We start from the raw sequence: 17,837 nt of genomic DNA, 5'->3' as shown, positions 1-17,837 counted from the left end.
AAAATATTAAGATTAGATCGTTTATCAAAAAAACTTAGACGATCACTGGAGGAAAAATAAAATGAAAAAATCAATGATAGCTATTGCTAGTTTGTTAGTCGTAGGAGTTTTGTTCTTAGCCGGCTGCCAATCAAAAACGACGGACAAAACAAGCTCGGATAATACGTTGCGAGTGGGAACAGAGGGAACCTATTCACCTTTTTCTTTTCGTGACGACAATGACAAATTGACAGGCTATGATGTAGAGGTCGCAAAAGCAGTTGCTAAAAAGATCGATTACAAAGTGAAATTTGTCGAGGCGCCATGGGATTCCATGTTAGCAGCCTTTGATGCTAACAAATCAGATGTAGTTTTCAACCAAGTAGCAATCACTCCTGAACGTCAGGAGAAATATTTGTTCAGCACACCGTATTCGATCTCGCATCCAGCATTGATTGTGAATAAGAACAATACGGAGATCAAAGATTTTGCAGACTTGAAGGGAAAGACAGCAGCACAATCTTTGACGAGTAATTACGCCCAGATGGCAGAAGATCTAGGAGCAAAAATTTCGAGTGTAGATGGATTTAGTAAAGCGGTGGAATTAGTTGGTGATGATCGTGCAGATGCGACACTAAATGATGACGTGACTTATTATGACTATTTGAATCAAAAACCAGAGGCTCCGATTAAAATCGTAAAAACGTCAGACGAAGCCACAGAAGTAGCAGCGATGTTCCATAAAAAGGATAAAGAGTTAGCAAAAAAAGTCGATAAAGCCATTAAAGAATTAAAAGCAGATGGTACGCTGACGAAGCTATCCGAAAAATATTTCAAAAAAGATATCTCTAAGTAAAAATACTGTCAGCTATCTTTGCAAAACAAAGTTCGTTTTTTCTATACGAACAATAAAAAGATTCGGCTAAAACAAGGAGTAAATAAAATGGAACGAACAATTGATATCATTCAAAGCTCAGCGCTGCCGTTGTTTTGGGCACTGTTGAAAATGACGGTCCCTTTGACCTTGATTTCTTTTACGCTGGGAATGGTCCTAGCGTTGATCACTGCTTTGGCACGGATTACAAAAAATCGAATCTTAAACGGAATCTTCTTTTTATACGTTTGGATCTTTCGAGGAACGCCTTTATTGGTCCAATTATTTATTGTTTTCTTTGGACTGCCATCGGTAGGAATTCAAATGGACGCTTGGACTGCCGCAATTTTGACTTTTTCACTGAATACCGGCGCGTATGCTTCTGAAAATATTCGTTCTGCTTTATTAGCAATCCCGCAAGGTCAATACGAATCGGCCGCTTCATTAGGTATGAGCCGCTGGCAGATTTTATACCGGATCATTGCGCCGCAAGCTTTCAAGATTGCTTTGCCGCCTCTATCGAATAGTTTTGTCAGTCTGGTCAAAGACACCTCATTAGCAGCCAGTATCACGATTGTTGAAATTTTCATGACTGCACAGCGGATCGCTGCTCGGACGTATGAGCCGTTGCTGCTTTATAGTATGGTGGCGATTTATTATTTGATCTTTTGTACCTTCTTGAATTATCTCCAATCGGTACTTGAAAAACGGATGATTTATTAGGAGGAATGACCATGTTAACGATCGAAAAATTAAACAAGAATTTTAACGGCAACCAAGTGTTAAAAGCAATCGATCTGACGTTTGAGCCTGGTGAGACAACGGTCATCTTAGGACCCTCTGGTTCAGGCAAAAGTACTTTATTGCGTTCAATCGATTTATTAGAGACACCAGACAGAGGTACGATCACAATTGATCAAGACAAACTTTCTTTTCCGCAAAATTTATCTTTTCGTCAATTGAAAGAATATCGTGGACATTTCAGTATCGTTTTTCAAGCATACAACCTTTTCCCCCATTTGACAGTGATCCAAAACGTCATGGAAGGTCCTACACAGGTGAAGAAAATTCCAAAAGATCAAGCACGAAAGCAAGCAGAAATCTTGCTAGAAAAAGTTGGTTTGTCAGATAAAGCTCTTGAACGCCCCAAACAATTGTCTGGCGGACAAATGCAGCGAGTAGCGATTGCTCGTGCTCTAGCGATGGAACCGGAGTTTATGCTGTATGATGAGCCTACGAGCGCACTTGATCCAGAACTAGCTCAAGAAGTATTGCAAGTAATCAAAGAGTTAGCAGAAGCAGGAAATGGTCAGATTGTTGTGACCCATCATTTAGAGTTTGCACGCAAAGTCGCAGATCGCATTGTTTTTTTAGAAGATGGGAAAGTTACTTTTGACGGCAGCAGCCAAGCCTTCTTTGAAAGTGATAATCCGCGAATTCAAAGATATTTGCAACAATTTTTATAAATGAATAAAGTAGTATTCGATAAAAAAGCTTCCTAAATTCGATTGAAAATCGAACTCAGGAAGTTTTTTTGTGGATATTTTTAATTTCTAGTTAACTGTATCTCTGATTTTGGTTCCTGAATTTTTACTAGAATCAATTTAGTGATTTCCATCAGCAACACAGCTGATGTGGCTAGCGATAAGGCTAAGCCGATTTCTTTTAGAGCAAAAGTACCTGGGATAGCAAAAACTTCGCGTAAACCGGGCAACAAGGTCAAACTGAATAGTCCACCACAGACAAGAATGGCCAGCAAGACCATTTTGTTAGAGAACAACCCTACTTGTAATGAGGTTTGTGTGTTTGAACGAGCGGCAAAAGTTTGCAGCGTTCGACTTAAAATCAATGTAGTAAAGGCCATCGCAACCCCCAGTTCAGGTGATTGTTGATTTCCTAACCATTGAGCAGTGATTACAGCTAAAGCAATCAAAATCCCACGATAGGTCACAGAGATCAATGTTTTTCCAGTAAAGATCCCGCTATTAGGATCTCGCGGCTGACGTTTCATAATCGTTGGTTCGGCTTTTTCCATTCCTAATGCGATTGCTGGAAGCGAGTCATTGACTAAATTGATAAACAGCAATTGCAAAGCAGTGAACGGGTTTGACCAACCAATTGCTAAAGCAAAAACGATTGCGATGATAGCACCTAAATTTCCAGCAAATAGATAAGCGACTGCTTTTTTGATATTATCAAAAACATTTCTGCCAACTTCAACAGCTTTAATGATCGATGCAAAATTATCATCAGTCAAAACCATCGCAGCAGCATCTTTTGCGACATCTGTTCCAGTTCCCATGGCGATCCCGATATCCGCTTGTTTTAAAGCTGGAGCATCATTGACACCGTCTCCAGTCATCGCCGATATTTTTCCTTTTTCTTGCCAAGCTCGAACGATTCGAATTTTATTTTCTGGCGATACGCGTGCGTAAACCGTGATTTTTGCTAATTTTTCAGCCAGTTCGACTTCACTTAACTGATCCAATTCAACACCAGTCAATGCTTGATCACCTGGTTGGAAGATCCCAATCTCTTTGGCGATCGCGACTGCTGTAGTCTTGTGATCACCAGTGATCATCACTGTTTGGATACCAGCAGAATTGGCATCGGCGACTGCTTGGAAAACTTCTGCGCGCGGCGGATCAATCATTGCTAACAATCCCACTAAAACAAGGTCTTCTTCCTCAGCTAATGTAAGAGAATCGGTGGCAACTTCTTTATAAGCAAAGGCTAAAACACGCAAAGCACGTTCAGCGAAGACTTCGTTTTGTTTTTGAAACTGATTTTTCAGCTCTGCAGTAAATTCAACAATTTGGCCATTTCGTAATACTTTTGTGCTGCGTTCAAAGACGATATCTGGGCCGCCTTTAGTGACCATGATTTTTTGTTGATCGATCGTATGGAGCGTTGACATTAACTTGCGATCAGAATCAAAGGGAAGTTCATCCTCGCGAGGATATTGTTTTCGCAATTTTTGATAGGATTGATTTTTATTTTCACTAAAGTCGATCAACGCGATTTCGGTTGGATCGCCTAATTTTGTTCCGTCTTTACTGATCGTTGCATCATTTGCTAAAACACTGATTTCGATCAAACGTTGTTCATCTGTTTGCCATTTTTTAGGATCAGTTGAAAATTCCCCGCTTTGTCCATTAGCTAAGTAATGATCTACGACAGTCATTTTATTTTGAGTCAGCGTGCCTGTTTTGTCAGTACAAATGATACTTGTCGATCCTAAAGTCTCAACAGCCGGCAACTTGCGAATGATCGCATGATGTTTGGCCATTTTTTTTGTTCCTAATGACAAGACGATTGTTACGATAGATTGCAATGCTTCAGGAATGGCAGCGACAGCAACAGCAACAGCAAACATAAAGGCATTCAAAATATCTTGAGTTACATCGACGGAACCATCTAAAAAGATTCGAAGCAGTTGCACACCTAAAATTACTAACGATAGGATTAAAATGGCAAAACTTAATTTTTTGCTGAAAAGATCTAATCCACGTTGTAAGGGTGTTTTCTGTTCAGTAGTTGATTTGAGTAAATCGGCGACTTGTCCGATCTCGGTCGTGTTACCTGTTGCTGTGACTAGAAATTTTCCGCGACCATATGTGACGATTGTTCCGCTAAAGACCATATTGATTCGATCACCAATCGGCGCTTCTTTGGAAAGAGTCGTAATTTCTTTTTCTGCTGGAGTTGACTCACCTGTCAACATTCCTTCATCTACTTTTAAAGTGCTTGCTTCAAGTAGGCGACCATCGGCAGGAACGTAGTCGCCAGCTTCTAAGATGACGATGTCTCCCGTCACGATTTCTTTAGCCGGAATACTTTGTTCTTGTCCTGCTCGAAGCACACTAGCATCAGGAGCGGCCAATTTTTTCAGCGCATCAAGTGAACCTTCTGCTTTTTTTGCTTGGATCACACTGACCAGTGAGTTTAATAATAATACGGCAAAAATAACAAGTGCTTCTACATGGGCACCCATGATCATTTGAACAATGGCAACGATCAATAAGACGATTACCATCGCATCTTTGAAAGTTTCTAAAAATAAGAACAAAGCTGATTTTTTCTTAGCTTCTGCTAGTTGATTCAGTCCCATTTCTTGCAGCCTTTGTTGCGCCTCTGCTTGAGTTAAACCAGCTGTAGTTGTATTTAAGTCTTGCATCAATTGTGTTGTTTCTTTTTGATAAACGTGTTTTGTCAATTTTCATCCTCCAATAAGTTTATTTACTTTTTCCGGCCATTTTCTCTGTTGTAATCAGCGGTATGTATGTCATCTCACTAACTTGTTAAAATAAAAAGAGACCTAAGGCAAGTGGGTCACACTTGTCTTAGGTCTCACCATTTCATACGATACCAGAGAACCATTACTGGTTTTCTTACTGTTGATATCACAACAACGTTTGTTGCCGGTTACTCCCCTAAGGAGTTATTAATATAGTTAAATTTTAACGGAAAGTATTTCCGATTACAAGAAAAATGTTGAATTAACAAAGAAAAATTTTTACTTAGTTAAGAATTCTGCTTGAATAGCTTAGATTTGTAAGTTATTTAATTTTTATTAAACAACTATTTTCCAGCAATGATTGTTTGGATAGTACTTTCATCTAATCCTTTTAACACCTGAATTAACATTTCTTTTGCAGCATCAAAATCAGCGATACTGAACATCGTTTGGTGAGTATGGATATAGCGACCACAAACACCGATGACAGTACTTGGAATTCCTTGATTAGAAGTATGTGCTGCGCCAGCATCGGTTCCTCCTTTAGAAACAAAGTATTGATAAGGGATATTGTGTGTTTCGGCAGTATCTAATAAATATTCTCGCAAACGAGGCAGTAAGATCATGCCAGGATCTTGAATTCGTAGGAGGGTCCCTTCACCTAAATGACCAAAGGTTCCGTTTGTTGTGGTCAGATCATCTGCAGCTGAACAATCTACTGCGAAAAATAAATCTGGTTGGAATTTCGTAACAGCAGGTTTTGCACCGCGTAATCCAACTTCTTCTTGTACATTTGCGCCAGCAATCAATGTGTAATCCAATGATTCTTTTTGCAACGCTTCTAACGCTTCTAAAACAACAGTACAGCCATAACGATTGTCCCAAGCCTTACTGATAATATTTTTTCCGTTGGCTGTTTTGATTGTCTCGGTTTGGGGAACGATTGTATCTCCAGGTAAAACACCGTAAGATAGGGCTTCTTCTTTTGATTCAAAGCCAGCATCAAAAAGAATATCTTCGATTTTTATTTGACCTTGTCCATTGGTTCCTCGTAATAAATGTGGTGGAACAGAAGAAGAAATACAAGGATAATTGCCTTTATTTGTCTTTAACGTAAAACGCTGAGCTGAAACGACATAAGGATTCCAGCCACCTAAAGGTACTACTTTGAATAATCCACGCGAAGTGATCTCAGTCAATAAAAAGCCGACTTCATCCATATGAGCTGCGACCATCACTCGTGGTTTGTTTTTTTCTGCATGACGCAACCCAAAAATTCCGCCTAGACCATCTTGTTGGATGTCATCAACTAATGGAGCAAGCGCTGTTTTCATGTAATGACGGATATCTTCTTCAAACCCACTAGTTCCTTGTAATTCTGTTAATTCTTTGATGCGTTGAAAGGTTCTTTCTTCCATTTTTTTCAGCTCCTTGGAAATTTAACTTCCTTTTTATTATAAGCATTTGAAACTTGAAAATAAATCAATTCAAAGTCGAAAAATGACTGATTAAGCTTTTGATCTGCAGTACCAAAGTTTTGTTTGATCATATTTGCCAATTCTGCTGGAGAAAACTCATTAGAAAAATAGGCTTGAAAGAATTCTCGAGGGATCATTTCCTGTTGGCTGTAACAGAATCGCTTGGTGTGATAAGGAATTTTTAGATCAGCTAACAATTGTTTGTAGTGTTCATTTAATAATAAATCAGGGTTGATCTTCTCATAAGGGGAGAAGAGCTGATCTTCTTCTTTGACTAGTCGAAATATTAAGCACCAATCACGACTTGCCTGACAAAATGCCAATAAATCTGCTTGAGTCTGCAATGCAGGATTCATCGTAGAAAAAACAAGATCATACCTGTGAGTGTGCTGAGACAAAAATATTTCTTGTGCTTGTTTAATCAGTCGGACATGGGAATCTGCTTTGGTCGCCGCTAAAGACAACATTTTCTTAGAAATATCTACGAGGTCATATGTTTTCACATATTGTTGCAAAGCGGGGAGATAGCGGCCTGTTCCACCTGCCAAATCTAAAAATGTTTGGCAAGGCAAAATTTTTTGAGTTAATAGGAAATCACACAGCTCTTGTGCGATCGGTAAGGCAGATTCTTGTTGGATGATCTCATACTCTTCAGCAAACTCATCCCAAAACGCTTCTAGTTCATTAAAATAATCAGACATAACGGCCTTCTTTCTAAGTCCTTATTAGTATACACTGCCAAAAATGATTATAAAATCTATCAATTTGTTACTAAAAAATTCGATGTATCCAGATTAAAACAAACGAGGTGCTATGACAAATATACCGTCATAACACCTCTAAATAATGAGAAATTAAAAAATCACTTATCTGGTTCAAATCAGCTAATGGATCAATAATAATATTGAACGATCATGATAGCAATCAGAACCAAAATCCCCGGTAAATAGTTAGAAACGCGAATCTTAGTCAGTTTCATGACGTTTAAGCCGATTGCTAAGATCATCAATCCGCCAATAGCACTGATCTCATTCATCAGACTGTCGAGTAATTCTTTTGGTAAATAACGAACGATGACACTAGCAAAAATAGTGATTGCTCCTTGATAAATCAAAACAGGAAAAGCGGAAAAAAGAACACCGATACCTAATGAAGCAGTCAACATGATCGACATGAAACCGTCCATCACGGCTTTAGTAAATAATGTTTGATGGCTGCCGGAAACCCCGCTTTCAATCGCTCCGATAATCCCCATCGAACCGATCAAATAGATCAACGTAGCTGTGACAAAGCCTTCAGCAAAATTACTATTTCCGCGGGCAAAACGTTTTTCTAAAAACAAACCTAATCGAGTCATAGAGTCTTCGATTTTTAAGAACTCGCCGATCATCCCACCAAGACAGATACTGATGATAATCACGATAAAAGAGCTCGCCTGCAATGACATTTGCAACGCTAGAACAATGACTCCTAGAGCGATTCCTTTGGTGACTGTGTCTTTTGTTTGTTCTGTGATATTGCGTAAGATAATGCCGGAAAAACTCCCTGCGATAATGGCAAGACAGTTGACCACTGATCCTAATAACATAACTTTCACCTGTTTCTATGAAATTGATTAAAAAATAATTAAATATTACATAAAGAACATCTTACCACGAGTAGAAATGTTTTTGAATAGCAAAAACTGCAGACAATTTTCGTAAAGAATAATCTGCAGTTAGGATGAAGTTATTGTTGGAGTGATTTTTCCTGTTCACGTTTGGCAAGTATCGGCATGATGAAGCCTAAACCGATCAAGACGACGATTCCGACGATATTGATAATCAATTCATGCCAAAATAGACTAGAACCATACGGAGCATCTTGCGGTAAAATCCCGAATAAGGTAGCAATGACAGTGACCGCTAAACACCAACTGCCGACAAAGACCGCCATTCGATCATTTTTGATAAAGACATAATCAGATTGGAATGTTTGACTGTTTAATCGAATACGAATGAAAGCATAAAAAATCCAACAAGTCACGCCAGGAGAGATGATGCCATTAAGATTTAACAACCAGTTGAAGATGTCGTTCATCTCAGGTAAGAAGACACCTAATAATAAGATAAAAGCACTTAAAGCAGTTGTTAAAATGTAACCATTGATCGGCAAACCTTCAGCATTTAGTTTTGTTAATGCTTTCGGCATGAATCGTTTTCCGGTATCTGAAATCAACATTCGTGTCATAGCATCTAACAAAACGGCCAGCAAAGCACACATATAAATGATTTGTGTTACAGCAAAAACATACATCAAAGTATTACCTAAATGGAAAAACTCGCCTAAACGTTGAAAAGCGTAGTAAGAACCATTCATTTTTAAATTATTGGGCAAATGATGGGCATTGAAGAAAACCCCTAGAGAAAACGAGCCAAAGACGGTCAAAAAGATTGTCATGATAGTGAGCATAATCATCGCTTTAGGAAATTCTCGTTGCGGTTTGCGCATCCGTGTCACAAAAGGAGCAACTAATTCTGCCCCGTTGATGGCATAGATTAATAAGCCAATCGTAGTCAAATAATGAAGATCAAATTTGGGAATAACAGCCCCAAGATTCATCGGTTGCGTCTCAATATGTCCATTTGGCATAAACAAAGAGGCAAAAGTCATAAAGACGAATAAGAGTGCCATGATAAACATCGCGCCGCCACCTAGTGTACTCAATACTTCCAATGATCTCTTAAAATGGCGTTGTAAAAAAATAAAGGCTAGAAAAATACAGAAAGTCAGTAAAGCAAACATCGAGTTGGACATCTTGTCTTCCATGGAATCATTTCCATTGACCAACCAACCAAAGCCAACGACTACAGCATTAGCAGTATCAACAACGTAAGGGATTGATGCTGCCCAGTAGGTCCAAGCAGTGAAATATCCCAATCGATCTCCGCTTGTTCCTCGTACCCACGAAGTTAAGCCGCCGCCTTCATGATTAAAGACAGAGCCTAATTGTCCAACCATCAAAGAATAAGGAATCACATATAATAGCAGTAAAATTATCCAAGAAGTGATCACTCCTAAACCTTGGTTGGCAAAATTATAAATAATGTCATCAAAACCGATGACGGTGACAAACGACATCATGGCAAGCACAGGCCATGAGATGAAACTTTTCTTTTCCTCGATCATGTAAAGGACTCCTAATTCTATGAATCTATTTCTATTTTTAGTTAGAAGATTGCTGGAATATCCATATTTCTACAAAAAATATGAAAATCTAATAAATCATTGCAAGCATATATTTTCTTTCGAGTAAATGAGGGTGGTTTATTTCGGTAATCCACGGAAATCTCCTTTCTGATCACAAAATACGATCTATCTTCCCATAAAAAAATAAAATACGCAATGATAACTATTTCTGGTAATTCACGCAAATTAGTTAGGAAATCCAGCAATTATTATTGAAACCATTCTAAAAAAATCATGCCGATAACTATCAGCATGATCTTTTTTAAAGTTCGATTGTTTCGCCAACGTGCATCACTTTACCGATGTTTTTTGGTAATAAGGTGATAAAGGCTTCCGGATCTTGGTTGATAACTGGAAAAGTATTGTAATGAATCGGGACGACTTGTTTAGCTTTCAGCAACTTTGCAGCAATTACTGCATCGTGAGGTCCCATCGTAAAATTATCACCGATTGGTAGAAAAGCAAGATCGATGTCAAAATTCTCTCCTAAAAATGCCATGTCGCCAAAATAGGAAGTATCGCCAGCGTGATAAATAGTTTTTCCTTCAGCTTGTAAAATAAAACCCGCCGCTTCTCCCATATAAAGCATTTGTCCTTCAACTTCATAACCAGAACTATGTTGTGCGTGAACCATTGTTACTTGACCAAAAGGAAAATCAAATGACCCGCCGATGTTCATGCCATGTGTTTTGTTCACACCATTCTTTTCAGCAAAATTGCAGATTTCCACGATACTAATAATCGTAGCATCGTTGCGTTTGGCAATTGAAAGCATATCGCCAATGTGGTCGCTGTGTCCGTGGGTAACTAAAATCCAGTCAGTTTGTACTTTTTCAGGGGTCAAGTCAGTCAAAGAATTTCCTGTGATGAAAGGATCAAATAATAATTTTTGTCCGTCATTCATGATAAGCGATAGAACTGAGTGTCCATGATAGGTAATTTTCATAGGGCATCCTCCTTCTCGTAGTTCTATTATAACGAAGACTTTTCGGAATAAGTAACCTTTTGCTTTATAATGAAATCGGTTAAACTAGGAAGAAAAATGGAGGAGAAGAAGATGAAATTGACAATTGATTCAAAAATAAACGGTCAAGTATCTTTGGCCTATAGCGTCATTGAGTTTACTAATGAAGCGTATAATGAAAAAATTTGGCGGGACAAATTAAATCCACTACTTAAAAAAATTGAAACACAGGATACCTTAGAAACTATCAAAGAAAATCCGCAAATCATCGCAACCAAAAAAGTTTATCGAACATTAGGAAAAGATCCCGCCCGTTTTAGACCGTCATCGGACAGTTTATGGCGCCGTGTTGTTCAGCAAAAGGGATTTTATCAGATCAATGCACTCGTAGATTTAAATAATTATTTCTCTTTAAAATGGAAACTCCCTTTTGGTGTTTATGATCTTGCAAAAATAGCTGATTCTATCCAACTGACCATTGGCCAAGCTGATGAATACTATGTAGGAATCGGAAATAAATCTGTTAACATCGAAAATCTCTTAGTCTTAACAGATGATACTGGAGCATTTGGCAGTCCAACGGCTGATTCAACTAGAGGAATGATCACTGAAAAGACAACACGTGCGTTATTAGTAGGCTTTCAATTTGAAAAAGAGACTATTGAACAACCTGAAGTGAAGACGATCTTAGAAACATACTTAACCAACTGTCGAATCATCGAACAAGGAATCATTTAAAAGGTGAAGCAATAAGTCACGTTAAGTTTACGCCCAATTTTTACAAACATCGATCCATTGTTTAAATGACGTATATTTTTCCAATTCTGTAATGGTCAATTCAATGGCGTTGTTTGAGTTGCCACAGGCAGGATAGACGCTTTCGAAGCGTTTCAAAGATTCGTCCAAGTAAATCTCGACACCAGCATTGACTGCAAAAGGACAAACTCCGCCGACTGGATGTCCAACAATCGGTTCTACTTCTTCAGGCTTCAACATCAAGGCACGTTCACTAAAAGCAGCTTTGTATTTTGTATTATCAATTTTAGCGTCTCCAGCGGCAACAATCAAAATAGTTTTTTGAGCTTTCTTTTGTTTGAAAGACAATGTTTTTGCGATGCGCTCTGGCGCACAGTGTAATGCTTGAGCAGCAAGTGCGACTGTAGCACTGGAAATGGAAAATTCTTGGATTTTATCGGCTAGACCATATTGTGAAAAAAATGTTTTAACAGCTTCAGCAGACATAGTGTTCCCTCCTTGATTAATATGTATCTATTCTTTTTGCTTTCTTTTACGAATCTGAGTGTTTCTTTTAGATTAGTTAATAATCATACACGCTTTATGAAACACAGTAAATAATAGTTTGTTAAAATAGTAAAAGAAATTTTATGGAGGATATCCAAGATGAAAGAAGACAAGAAAAAATTATTAGCTAAAGTAGCATATATGTATTATGAACAAGAATTGACCCAAGCGCAGATCGCTAAAGAATTAGCAATTTATCGTACGACAGTCAGTCGAATGTTGAGCCAAGCCAAAGCTGCCGGTATTGTAGAAATCAAGATCAATCATTTTGATCCGAGTTTATTTGAGTTGGAGGAACAAATGAAACAGGCATTTGGTTTGACCGCTGTCGAATTAGTCCCGACAGAAAATGACTCTAGTGAAGAAATAAAAGAAGAACGACTGGCAGCTGCCGCGGGTGCTTGGCTTAGACGGCAGTTATCCGATGATATGGTGGTAGGATTGTCTTGGGGGGCCAGTGTCGGAAAAGCAGTGAGTAAAATCGAACCAAAACAATTAGCGAATGTTTCAGTTGTCCCGGTAGTTGGCGGACCAAGCCATATCAATTCACGCTATCATGTGAATACTTTGGTCTATGAGTTGGCGCGCAAACTAAATGGAGATAGTTTGTTTGTAAATGCAACGGTAATCCAGGAAACAAAAGCATTAGCAGAAGGAATCTTTAATTCTAAATATTTTCATGAGTTAAAAGAATATTGGAAACGCTTGGATTTAGTTATTGTAGGAATCGGTGGTCCGTTAAGTTACCATAAAAGTCAATGGCGTGATTTGTTGTCAGCTGCAGATTACCAAGAGCTGAAGCTGCGCGAAGCAGTCGGAGATTGTTGCTGTCGATTTTACGATAGTTATGGAAAAGAATTAAACGGTGGAGTAAATCAGCGGACAATCGGTTTGTCTTTAACAGAATTAGCGGATGTTCCTCAATCTGTTGGGATTGCTCGTGGAATTTCTAAGGCTCGTTCGATCGTTCCATTATTAAAAAAAGGTTACTTAAAAACAGTGATCACCGATCAAGAGACCGCCCAAGAAATTTTACGATTAAATCAACGAAAGTAGTTTTTTTGTAAAAAATGCACATCTGTGCGATTGCTTGACGATATTTTTTTATAAACGGCGCGATAGAAGGATCTCTACGCTATTTAAGAAAGAGCATGCGGAAATAATTTCGTGAAGGTGCTATGCTTAAACTATAGAAAAGCGTAAAGGAGTTTTTTTAATGGAATTTATGTTAGATACGGCCAATATTACAGATATCAAAAAATTTACTGACTATTTACCGATTTCCGGTGTGACTTCAAATCCTTCTATTGTAAAAAAAGAAGGAAAGATTGATTTCTTCCAACATATGAAAGATATTCGCAGTATCATCGGTGAACACCGCTCGCTGCATGTGCAAGTCGTCGCCACTGATTATGAGGGGATTATTCAAGATGCTGAAACTATTTTAACCAAGATTGATCAAAAAGTTTTTATCAAAATTCCTGTAAATGAACCTGGGTTAAAAGCAATCAAAGAGTTGAAACGTCGTGGGGTCAATGTTACAGCGACTGCGATTTATACAAAATTTCAAGCATATTTAGCGATCGCTGCAGGGGCAGATTATATCGCGCCTTATTTTAACCGAATGGAAAACTTGAACATCGACCCTCGTGAAGCAATTTTTGAAATGGCAGAAGAAATTGCTCGGACAAAGAGTGAGACAAAAATTTTAGCTGCTAGTTTCAAAAATGTCGGTCAAGTCAATGCAGCGTTAGAAAATGGCAGCCAAGCAGCGACAATGGGCGTGGATATTATTCAACAAGCGTTGGCAATGCCATCAATCGCTCAAGCAGTCAGTGATTTTACTGGTGATTGGGAAGTGATTTTTGGCGAAGGAACAACGATCACTGATTTATGAAATAAATCTAGACTGTAAATAACGTCTAATTACAGACGAGGTTTACAGTCTTTTTTTGTCAGATAGAGAAATGAATAGCTCAAAACAAATCATTTCCGATTTTTTGCTTGTCCTTTTATAATGACAAAGACGAAAGGGGATGTACGAATGGAAACAAGAGCAATTGTCATTGAAGCATATGGTCATGCAGACCAATTGAAAGAAAGTAACGTATCGTTACCTGAGTTAGGTGAGCAGCAAGTATTAGTCAAAGTAAAGGCGACATCAGTCAATCCTATTGATTGGAAACTACGTGAAGGTTATTTGGCACAAATGATGCCCTGGGATTTTCCAATTATTTTAGGATGGGACGTTGCGGGTGAAATCGTAGCAACCGGTTCAAAAGTGACTAAGTGGCATGTAGGACAAGAAATCTTTGCTCGACCAGAGACGACTCGTTTTGGAACTTATGCTGATTATACAATCGTTGATGTTCATTTATTAGCAAGCAAACCAGAATCAGTCTCCTTTGAAGAAGCCGCGGCCGTTCCTTTAGCGGGTCTAACAGCCTATCAAGGATTATTTACTCACGGGAAATTGATTGCTGGTGAAACAGTCTTGATTCATGCAGGAGCTGGCGGTGTGGGAATTTATGCCATTCAATTAGCTAAAAATGCAGGTGCAACGGTGATCACTACGGCAAGTGAAAAAAATCATGCACTGTTAAAAGAACTTGGGGCGGATCAAGTAATTGACTACCATACGACGGATTTTTCAGAAGTATTGTCAAATGTCGACTTAGTTTTTGATACAATGGGCGGCGATGTACAGACGAATAGTTTTAAAGTATTGTCTGAAAATGGCCGATTGATCTCAATCGTCAATAAACCAGCAGAAGAATTAGCTGAGACTGTTGCAGTAGCAGAAAGTATTTGGTTACAGCCAGATGGAAAACAATTACAAGAGATTGCCGATTTAATGACTGAAGGAAAAGTCAAGAGTATCATCGGACAGGTATATCCACTTACAGAGTCAGGTGTGAGGTCAGCTCATGAATTGAGTGCGACTCATCACGCCAAAGGAAAAATTGTTTTGACAAATAAATAAAAAATCAGCCCTCTAAGTTAGTTCAACAGCTAACTTAGAGGGTTTTTAGTATCTTGAGCTGATTTTTAAAAAAGAAATCCCTGTTCTTTTAGAAAATCGCCAGTATCTTGGCGGCGTGGGGAGTCAAAATGGTGTCGAACCTTTTCTGACCACACAGCTTGTTGATTATTTGTTGTGCGTTGCTGATAATAAGCCGCCATTTTTTTATCATAATCAGCAATCAATGCAGGAGTCAATGCACGGTAGGTATTGGTCCCGAGCATTGCAGCGATAGGCAAGCGCGGTTTGACTTCATTTTTTTCTGCAGGATAGCCGATGAACAGACCAAATATCGGATAAGTCAATGGCGGTAAATCAAGCAATTCTTTTATTTTGAACAAATCATTTCGAATCCCGCCAACGTAGCAGACACCTAATTTTTCTGATTCAGCAAAGACAGCCATTGATTGGGCAGCCAAAGTGGTATCAATTGTTGCTACGATCAGCGATTCTATGGTTCGTAAATGATCGCTGGGCTCATTATGCTGAGCCAGGACTTGTGCATGCTTATTTAAATCAGCGACAAAAACATAAAATTCACCATTGTTTCCATTGTCGACAGAAAAATGTGCGAGCTGTTCGATTGTTTTTCTTTTTTTGCTATCGGTAATCGCAATTATTGAGAAGGCTTGTAAAAAATTAGAACTGCTAGCACTTTGAGCCGCTAAGATCAATTGCTGTTTTAGTTCTAATGTTAATTTTTGTGCTGTAAATGAGCGGACAGAAGTATGTTGGATCATTGTTTCAAAAAGTTCCATTAAAAAACCTCCTTTTTTTAAAGCATAATGCTGGTAAATCTAGAAGTAAAGTAGAAAGAGCACACATCACGCTGCCAAGCTATACTTTCTACTCAATTTTTGCAGAATATTATTTTAAATAATACACACTAGGAAAAACAGGCTAAAGAACTTAATGACTAATCGACAAAACACGAACGTTTGATTAGAAAAATCCTGATTAAATAATAAAAATCTAATTGTTTTATCATCTTTATGCTATAATGAAAAACAATTATTTGAAGGGAGTTATGCAAATGCGAGGCGTAGTAACAGTTATTGGAAAAGATAAAGTTGGTATCATCGCTGGTGTCAGTCAAAATCTAGCGGAACAAACAATCAATATCCTTGACGTTTCTCAAACAATCATGGGGGAATATTTTACGATGATGATGTCAGTAGATCTGTCTAATACGACTATTGATTTTGAAGAAGCCCGAATACAGCTTCATGAATTAGGTAAGACATTGGGTGTGAAAATCAGTATCCAAAACCAAGAAATTTTTGATACGATGCATAAATTATAAGGAGGTCTGTTCGTGGAAACCAAGCAAATACTGGAAACGATTCGAATGATTGAAGAGGAGAATTTAGATATTCGAACGATTACGATGGGAATATCTTTGTTAGATTGTATTGATAGTGACAGTGATCGCGCATGTGAAAAAATCTATCAAAAAATTACAACTAAAGCACAAGATTTAGTTAAAGTAGGAGAAGCAATCGAGGCGGAATATGGGATTCCAATCATCAACAAACGGATTTCGGTCACACCAATCGGTATTATTGCTGCCGCAACACCGGATACTGATTATGTGAAATTTGCCAAAATATTGGATAGAGCGGCTAAAGCTGTGGGAGTAAATTTCCTTGGCGGTTTTTCTGCTTTAGTCGAAAAAGGCTATCAACACGGCGATAAGATTTTGATTGATTCGATTCCACAAGCATTAGCAGAAACAGATTTTGTCTGTGCTTCAGTTAATATTGGTTCAACAAGAGCGGGGATTAATATGGATGCAGTCGCACATATGGGGCAGATTGTAAAGAAAACAGCAGAGGCATCGGATTTAGGGTGTGCTAAGCTTGTTGTTTTTGCAAATGCAGTAGAAGATAATCCTTTCATGGCTGGAGCTTTCCATGGCGTAGGTGAAGCAGATTGTGTCATCAATGTTGGAGTCAGTGGACCAGGTGTAGTAAAACGTGCCTTAGAAAAAGTTAAAGGAGAACCCTTCGATGTAGTCGCAGAAGTCGTGAAAAAAACTGCATTTAAAATTACGCGAATGGGACAAATGGTAGGGAAAATCGCTTCTGAACGATTAAATGTTCCATTTGGGATTGTGGATCTTTCATTAGCTCCCACGCCGGCAGTCGGGGATTCAGTGGCGCATGTTTTAGAAGAAATGGGATTAGAAAGTGTCGGAACGCATGGGACAACTGCTGCGTTAGCACTTTTGAATGACGCTGTGAAAAAAGGCGGCGTGATGGCTTGCAACCATGTGGGAGGTTTGTCAGGCGCATTTATTCCAGTTTCTGAAGATGCCGGAATGATTGACGCGGTCAATAACGGTTCTTTATCAATCGAAAAACTTGAAGCGATGACTGCAATCTGTTCAGTGGGACTAGATATGATTGCAATCCCTGGCGCAACACCTGCCAGCAGTATCTCAGCGATGATCGCAGATGAAGCAGCAATTGGAGTCATCAATCACAAAACGACTGCTGTACGGATCATTCCAGCTAAAGGGAAAAAGATTGGTGAGATGGTGGAATTTGGCGGATTACTAGGAAGAGCACCCGTGATGGCGGTCAATTCAGCTGGTTCTGCTGATTTTGTTGCTCGTGGTGGACGAATCCCAGCACCGATTCATTCATTTAAAAATTAGGTATTTACGAGTAACTTCTGGATAAGAACATCTTACTTAGCTAGGAATAATCGTCGGCGCAAATTTTTTTGCGTCGTCTTTTTTTATTTAGTCA

17 protein-coding genes are annotated in these 17,837 nt (G+C 38.7%); 9 read left to right on the top strand and 8 right to left on the bottom strand.

Annotated elements, in window-relative coordinates; all coding sequences use genetic code 11:
- The first annotated feature begins 61 nt into the window (after positions 1 to 61).
- The 3 genes from P7D84_RS00850 (at position 62) to P7D84_RS00840 (ending at position 2,319) form a co-directional block, all read left to right on the top strand.
- A complete protein-coding gene (locus P7D84_RS00850; protein WP_311804708.1) occupies positions 62 to 835 on the top strand; it encodes an amino acid ABC transporter substrate-binding protein in 774 nt (257 codons plus the stop codon).
- An 87-nt stretch (positions 836 to 922) separates the two neighbouring features.
- Positions 923 to 1,576 (top strand): amino acid ABC transporter permease, encoded by a 654-nt coding sequence (locus tag P7D84_RS00845; RefSeq protein WP_137602881.1) that lies wholly within the window; start codon positions 923 to 925, stop codon positions 1,574 to 1,576.
- A gap of 11 nt (positions 1,577 to 1,587) precedes the next feature.
- Complete coding sequence (locus tag P7D84_RS00840) at positions 1,588 to 2,319, top strand: amino acid ABC transporter ATP-binding protein (protein ID WP_311804707.1); 732 nt, start codon at positions 1,588 to 1,590, stop codon at positions 2,317 to 2,319.
- Between the two features lie 80 nt (positions 2,320 to 2,399).
- Here P7D84_RS00840 and P7D84_RS00835 read toward each other — a convergent pair whose 3' ends face one another.
- The 6 genes from P7D84_RS00835 to P7D84_RS00810 all read right to left on the bottom strand — a co-directional run bounded on the left by P7D84_RS00835 (position 2,400) and on the right by P7D84_RS00810 (position 10,742).
- Positions 2,400 to 5,069 (bottom strand): cation-translocating P-type ATPase, encoded by a 2,670-nt coding sequence (locus tag P7D84_RS00835; RefSeq protein WP_311804706.1) that lies wholly within the window; start codon positions 5,067 to 5,069, stop codon positions 2,400 to 2,402.
- Positions 5,070 to 5,434: 365 nt separating this feature from the next.
- A complete protein-coding gene (gene pepA / locus P7D84_RS00830; protein ID WP_311804705.1) occupies positions 5,435 to 6,508 on the bottom strand; it encodes a glutamyl aminopeptidase in 1,074 nt (357 codons plus the stop codon).
- Positions 6,509 to 6,513: 5 nt separating this feature from the next.
- Entirely contained in the window at positions 6,514 to 7,269 is a 756-nt protein-coding gene (locus P7D84_RS00825; RefSeq protein WP_311804704.1) for a methyltransferase domain-containing protein, read from the bottom strand.
- A 191-nt stretch (positions 7,270 to 7,460) separates the two neighbouring features.
- The gene (locus P7D84_RS00820) at positions 7,461 to 8,156 is read right to left on the bottom strand and encodes a DUF554 domain-containing protein (protein WP_311804703.1); all 696 of its coding nucleotides are present in this window, start codon (positions 8,154 to 8,156) and stop codon (positions 7,461 to 7,463) included.
- A gap of 140 nt (positions 8,157 to 8,296) precedes the next feature.
- Positions 8,297 to 9,736, bottom strand: coding sequence for an APC family permease (locus P7D84_RS00815; RefSeq protein WP_137602887.1), 1,440 nt, complete (start codon positions 9,734 to 9,736; stop codon positions 8,297 to 8,299).
- A gap of 322 nt (positions 9,737 to 10,058) precedes the next feature.
- Positions 10,059 to 10,742, bottom strand: a complete 684-nt coding sequence (locus tag P7D84_RS00810; RefSeq protein ID WP_311804702.1) for a metal-dependent hydrolase — start codon at positions 10,740 to 10,742, stop codon at positions 10,059 to 10,061.
- A gap of 111 nt (positions 10,743 to 10,853) precedes the next feature.
- On the opposite strand from P7D84_RS00810, the gene P7D84_RS00805 reads away from it, so the two are divergent.
- Entirely contained in the window at positions 10,854 to 11,498 is a 645-nt protein-coding gene (locus P7D84_RS00805) for a B3/B4 domain-containing protein (RefSeq protein WP_311804701.1), read from the top strand.
- A 27-nt stretch (positions 11,499 to 11,525) separates the two neighbouring features.
- Here the strand turns inward: P7D84_RS00805 and P7D84_RS00800 are convergent, their stop codons facing one another.
- Positions 11,526 to 12,002 (bottom strand): YbaK/EbsC family protein, encoded by a 477-nt coding sequence (locus P7D84_RS00800; RefSeq protein WP_311804700.1) that lies wholly within the window; start codon positions 12,000 to 12,002, stop codon positions 11,526 to 11,528.
- A gap of 159 nt (positions 12,003 to 12,161) precedes the next feature.
- Here P7D84_RS00800 and P7D84_RS00795 point away from each other — a divergent pair, with 159 nt between their 5' ends.
- The 3 genes from P7D84_RS00795 to P7D84_RS00785 all read left to right on the top strand — a co-directional run bounded on the left by P7D84_RS00795 (position 12,162) and on the right by P7D84_RS00785 (position 15,045).
- The gene (locus P7D84_RS00795) at positions 12,162 to 13,118 is read left to right on the top strand and encodes a sugar-binding transcriptional regulator (protein ID WP_311804699.1); all 957 of its coding nucleotides are present in this window, start codon (positions 12,162 to 12,164) and stop codon (positions 13,116 to 13,118) included.
- A 160-nt stretch (positions 13,119 to 13,278) separates the two neighbouring features.
- Positions 13,279 to 13,959, top strand: coding sequence for a fructose-6-phosphate aldolase (locus tag P7D84_RS00790; protein WP_137602892.1), 681 nt, complete (start codon positions 13,279 to 13,281; stop codon positions 13,957 to 13,959).
- A gap of 147 nt (positions 13,960 to 14,106) precedes the next feature.
- Positions 14,107 to 15,045: an NADP-dependent oxidoreductase gene (locus P7D84_RS00785; protein WP_311804698.1), complete on the top strand. Its 939-nt coding sequence runs from the start codon at positions 14,107 to 14,109 to the stop codon at positions 15,043 to 15,045.
- 65 nt (positions 15,046 to 15,110) lie between these two features.
- Here P7D84_RS00785 and P7D84_RS00780 read toward each other — a convergent pair whose 3' ends face one another.
- Positions 15,111 to 15,842 (bottom strand): NADPH-dependent oxidoreductase, encoded by a 732-nt coding sequence (locus tag P7D84_RS00780; RefSeq protein WP_137602894.1) that lies wholly within the window; start codon positions 15,840 to 15,842, stop codon positions 15,111 to 15,113.
- A 275-nt stretch (positions 15,843 to 16,117) separates the two neighbouring features.
- On the opposite strand from P7D84_RS00780, the gene P7D84_RS00775 reads away from it, so the two are divergent.
- Both P7D84_RS00775 and P7D84_RS00770 read left to right on the top strand, forming a co-directional pair.
- Positions 16,118 to 16,387 (top strand): ACT domain-containing protein, encoded by a 270-nt coding sequence (locus P7D84_RS00775; RefSeq protein ID WP_311804697.1) that lies wholly within the window; start codon positions 16,118 to 16,120, stop codon positions 16,385 to 16,387.
- A gap of 12 nt (positions 16,388 to 16,399) precedes the next feature.
- Complete coding sequence (locus P7D84_RS00770; protein WP_311804696.1) at positions 16,400 to 17,743, top strand: PFL family protein; 1,344 nt, start codon at positions 16,400 to 16,402, stop codon at positions 17,741 to 17,743.
- The last annotated feature ends 94 nt before the right edge of the window (positions 17,744 to 17,837 follow it).

Origin of the sequence: Enterococcus dongliensis (genome assembly GCF_031927985.1) — a bacterium.
Lineage (GTDB): Bacteria > Bacillota > Bacilli > Lactobacillales > Enterococcaceae > Enterococcus_A > Enterococcus_A dongliensis.
This window is presented reverse-complemented; position numbering and strand designations above follow the sequence as displayed.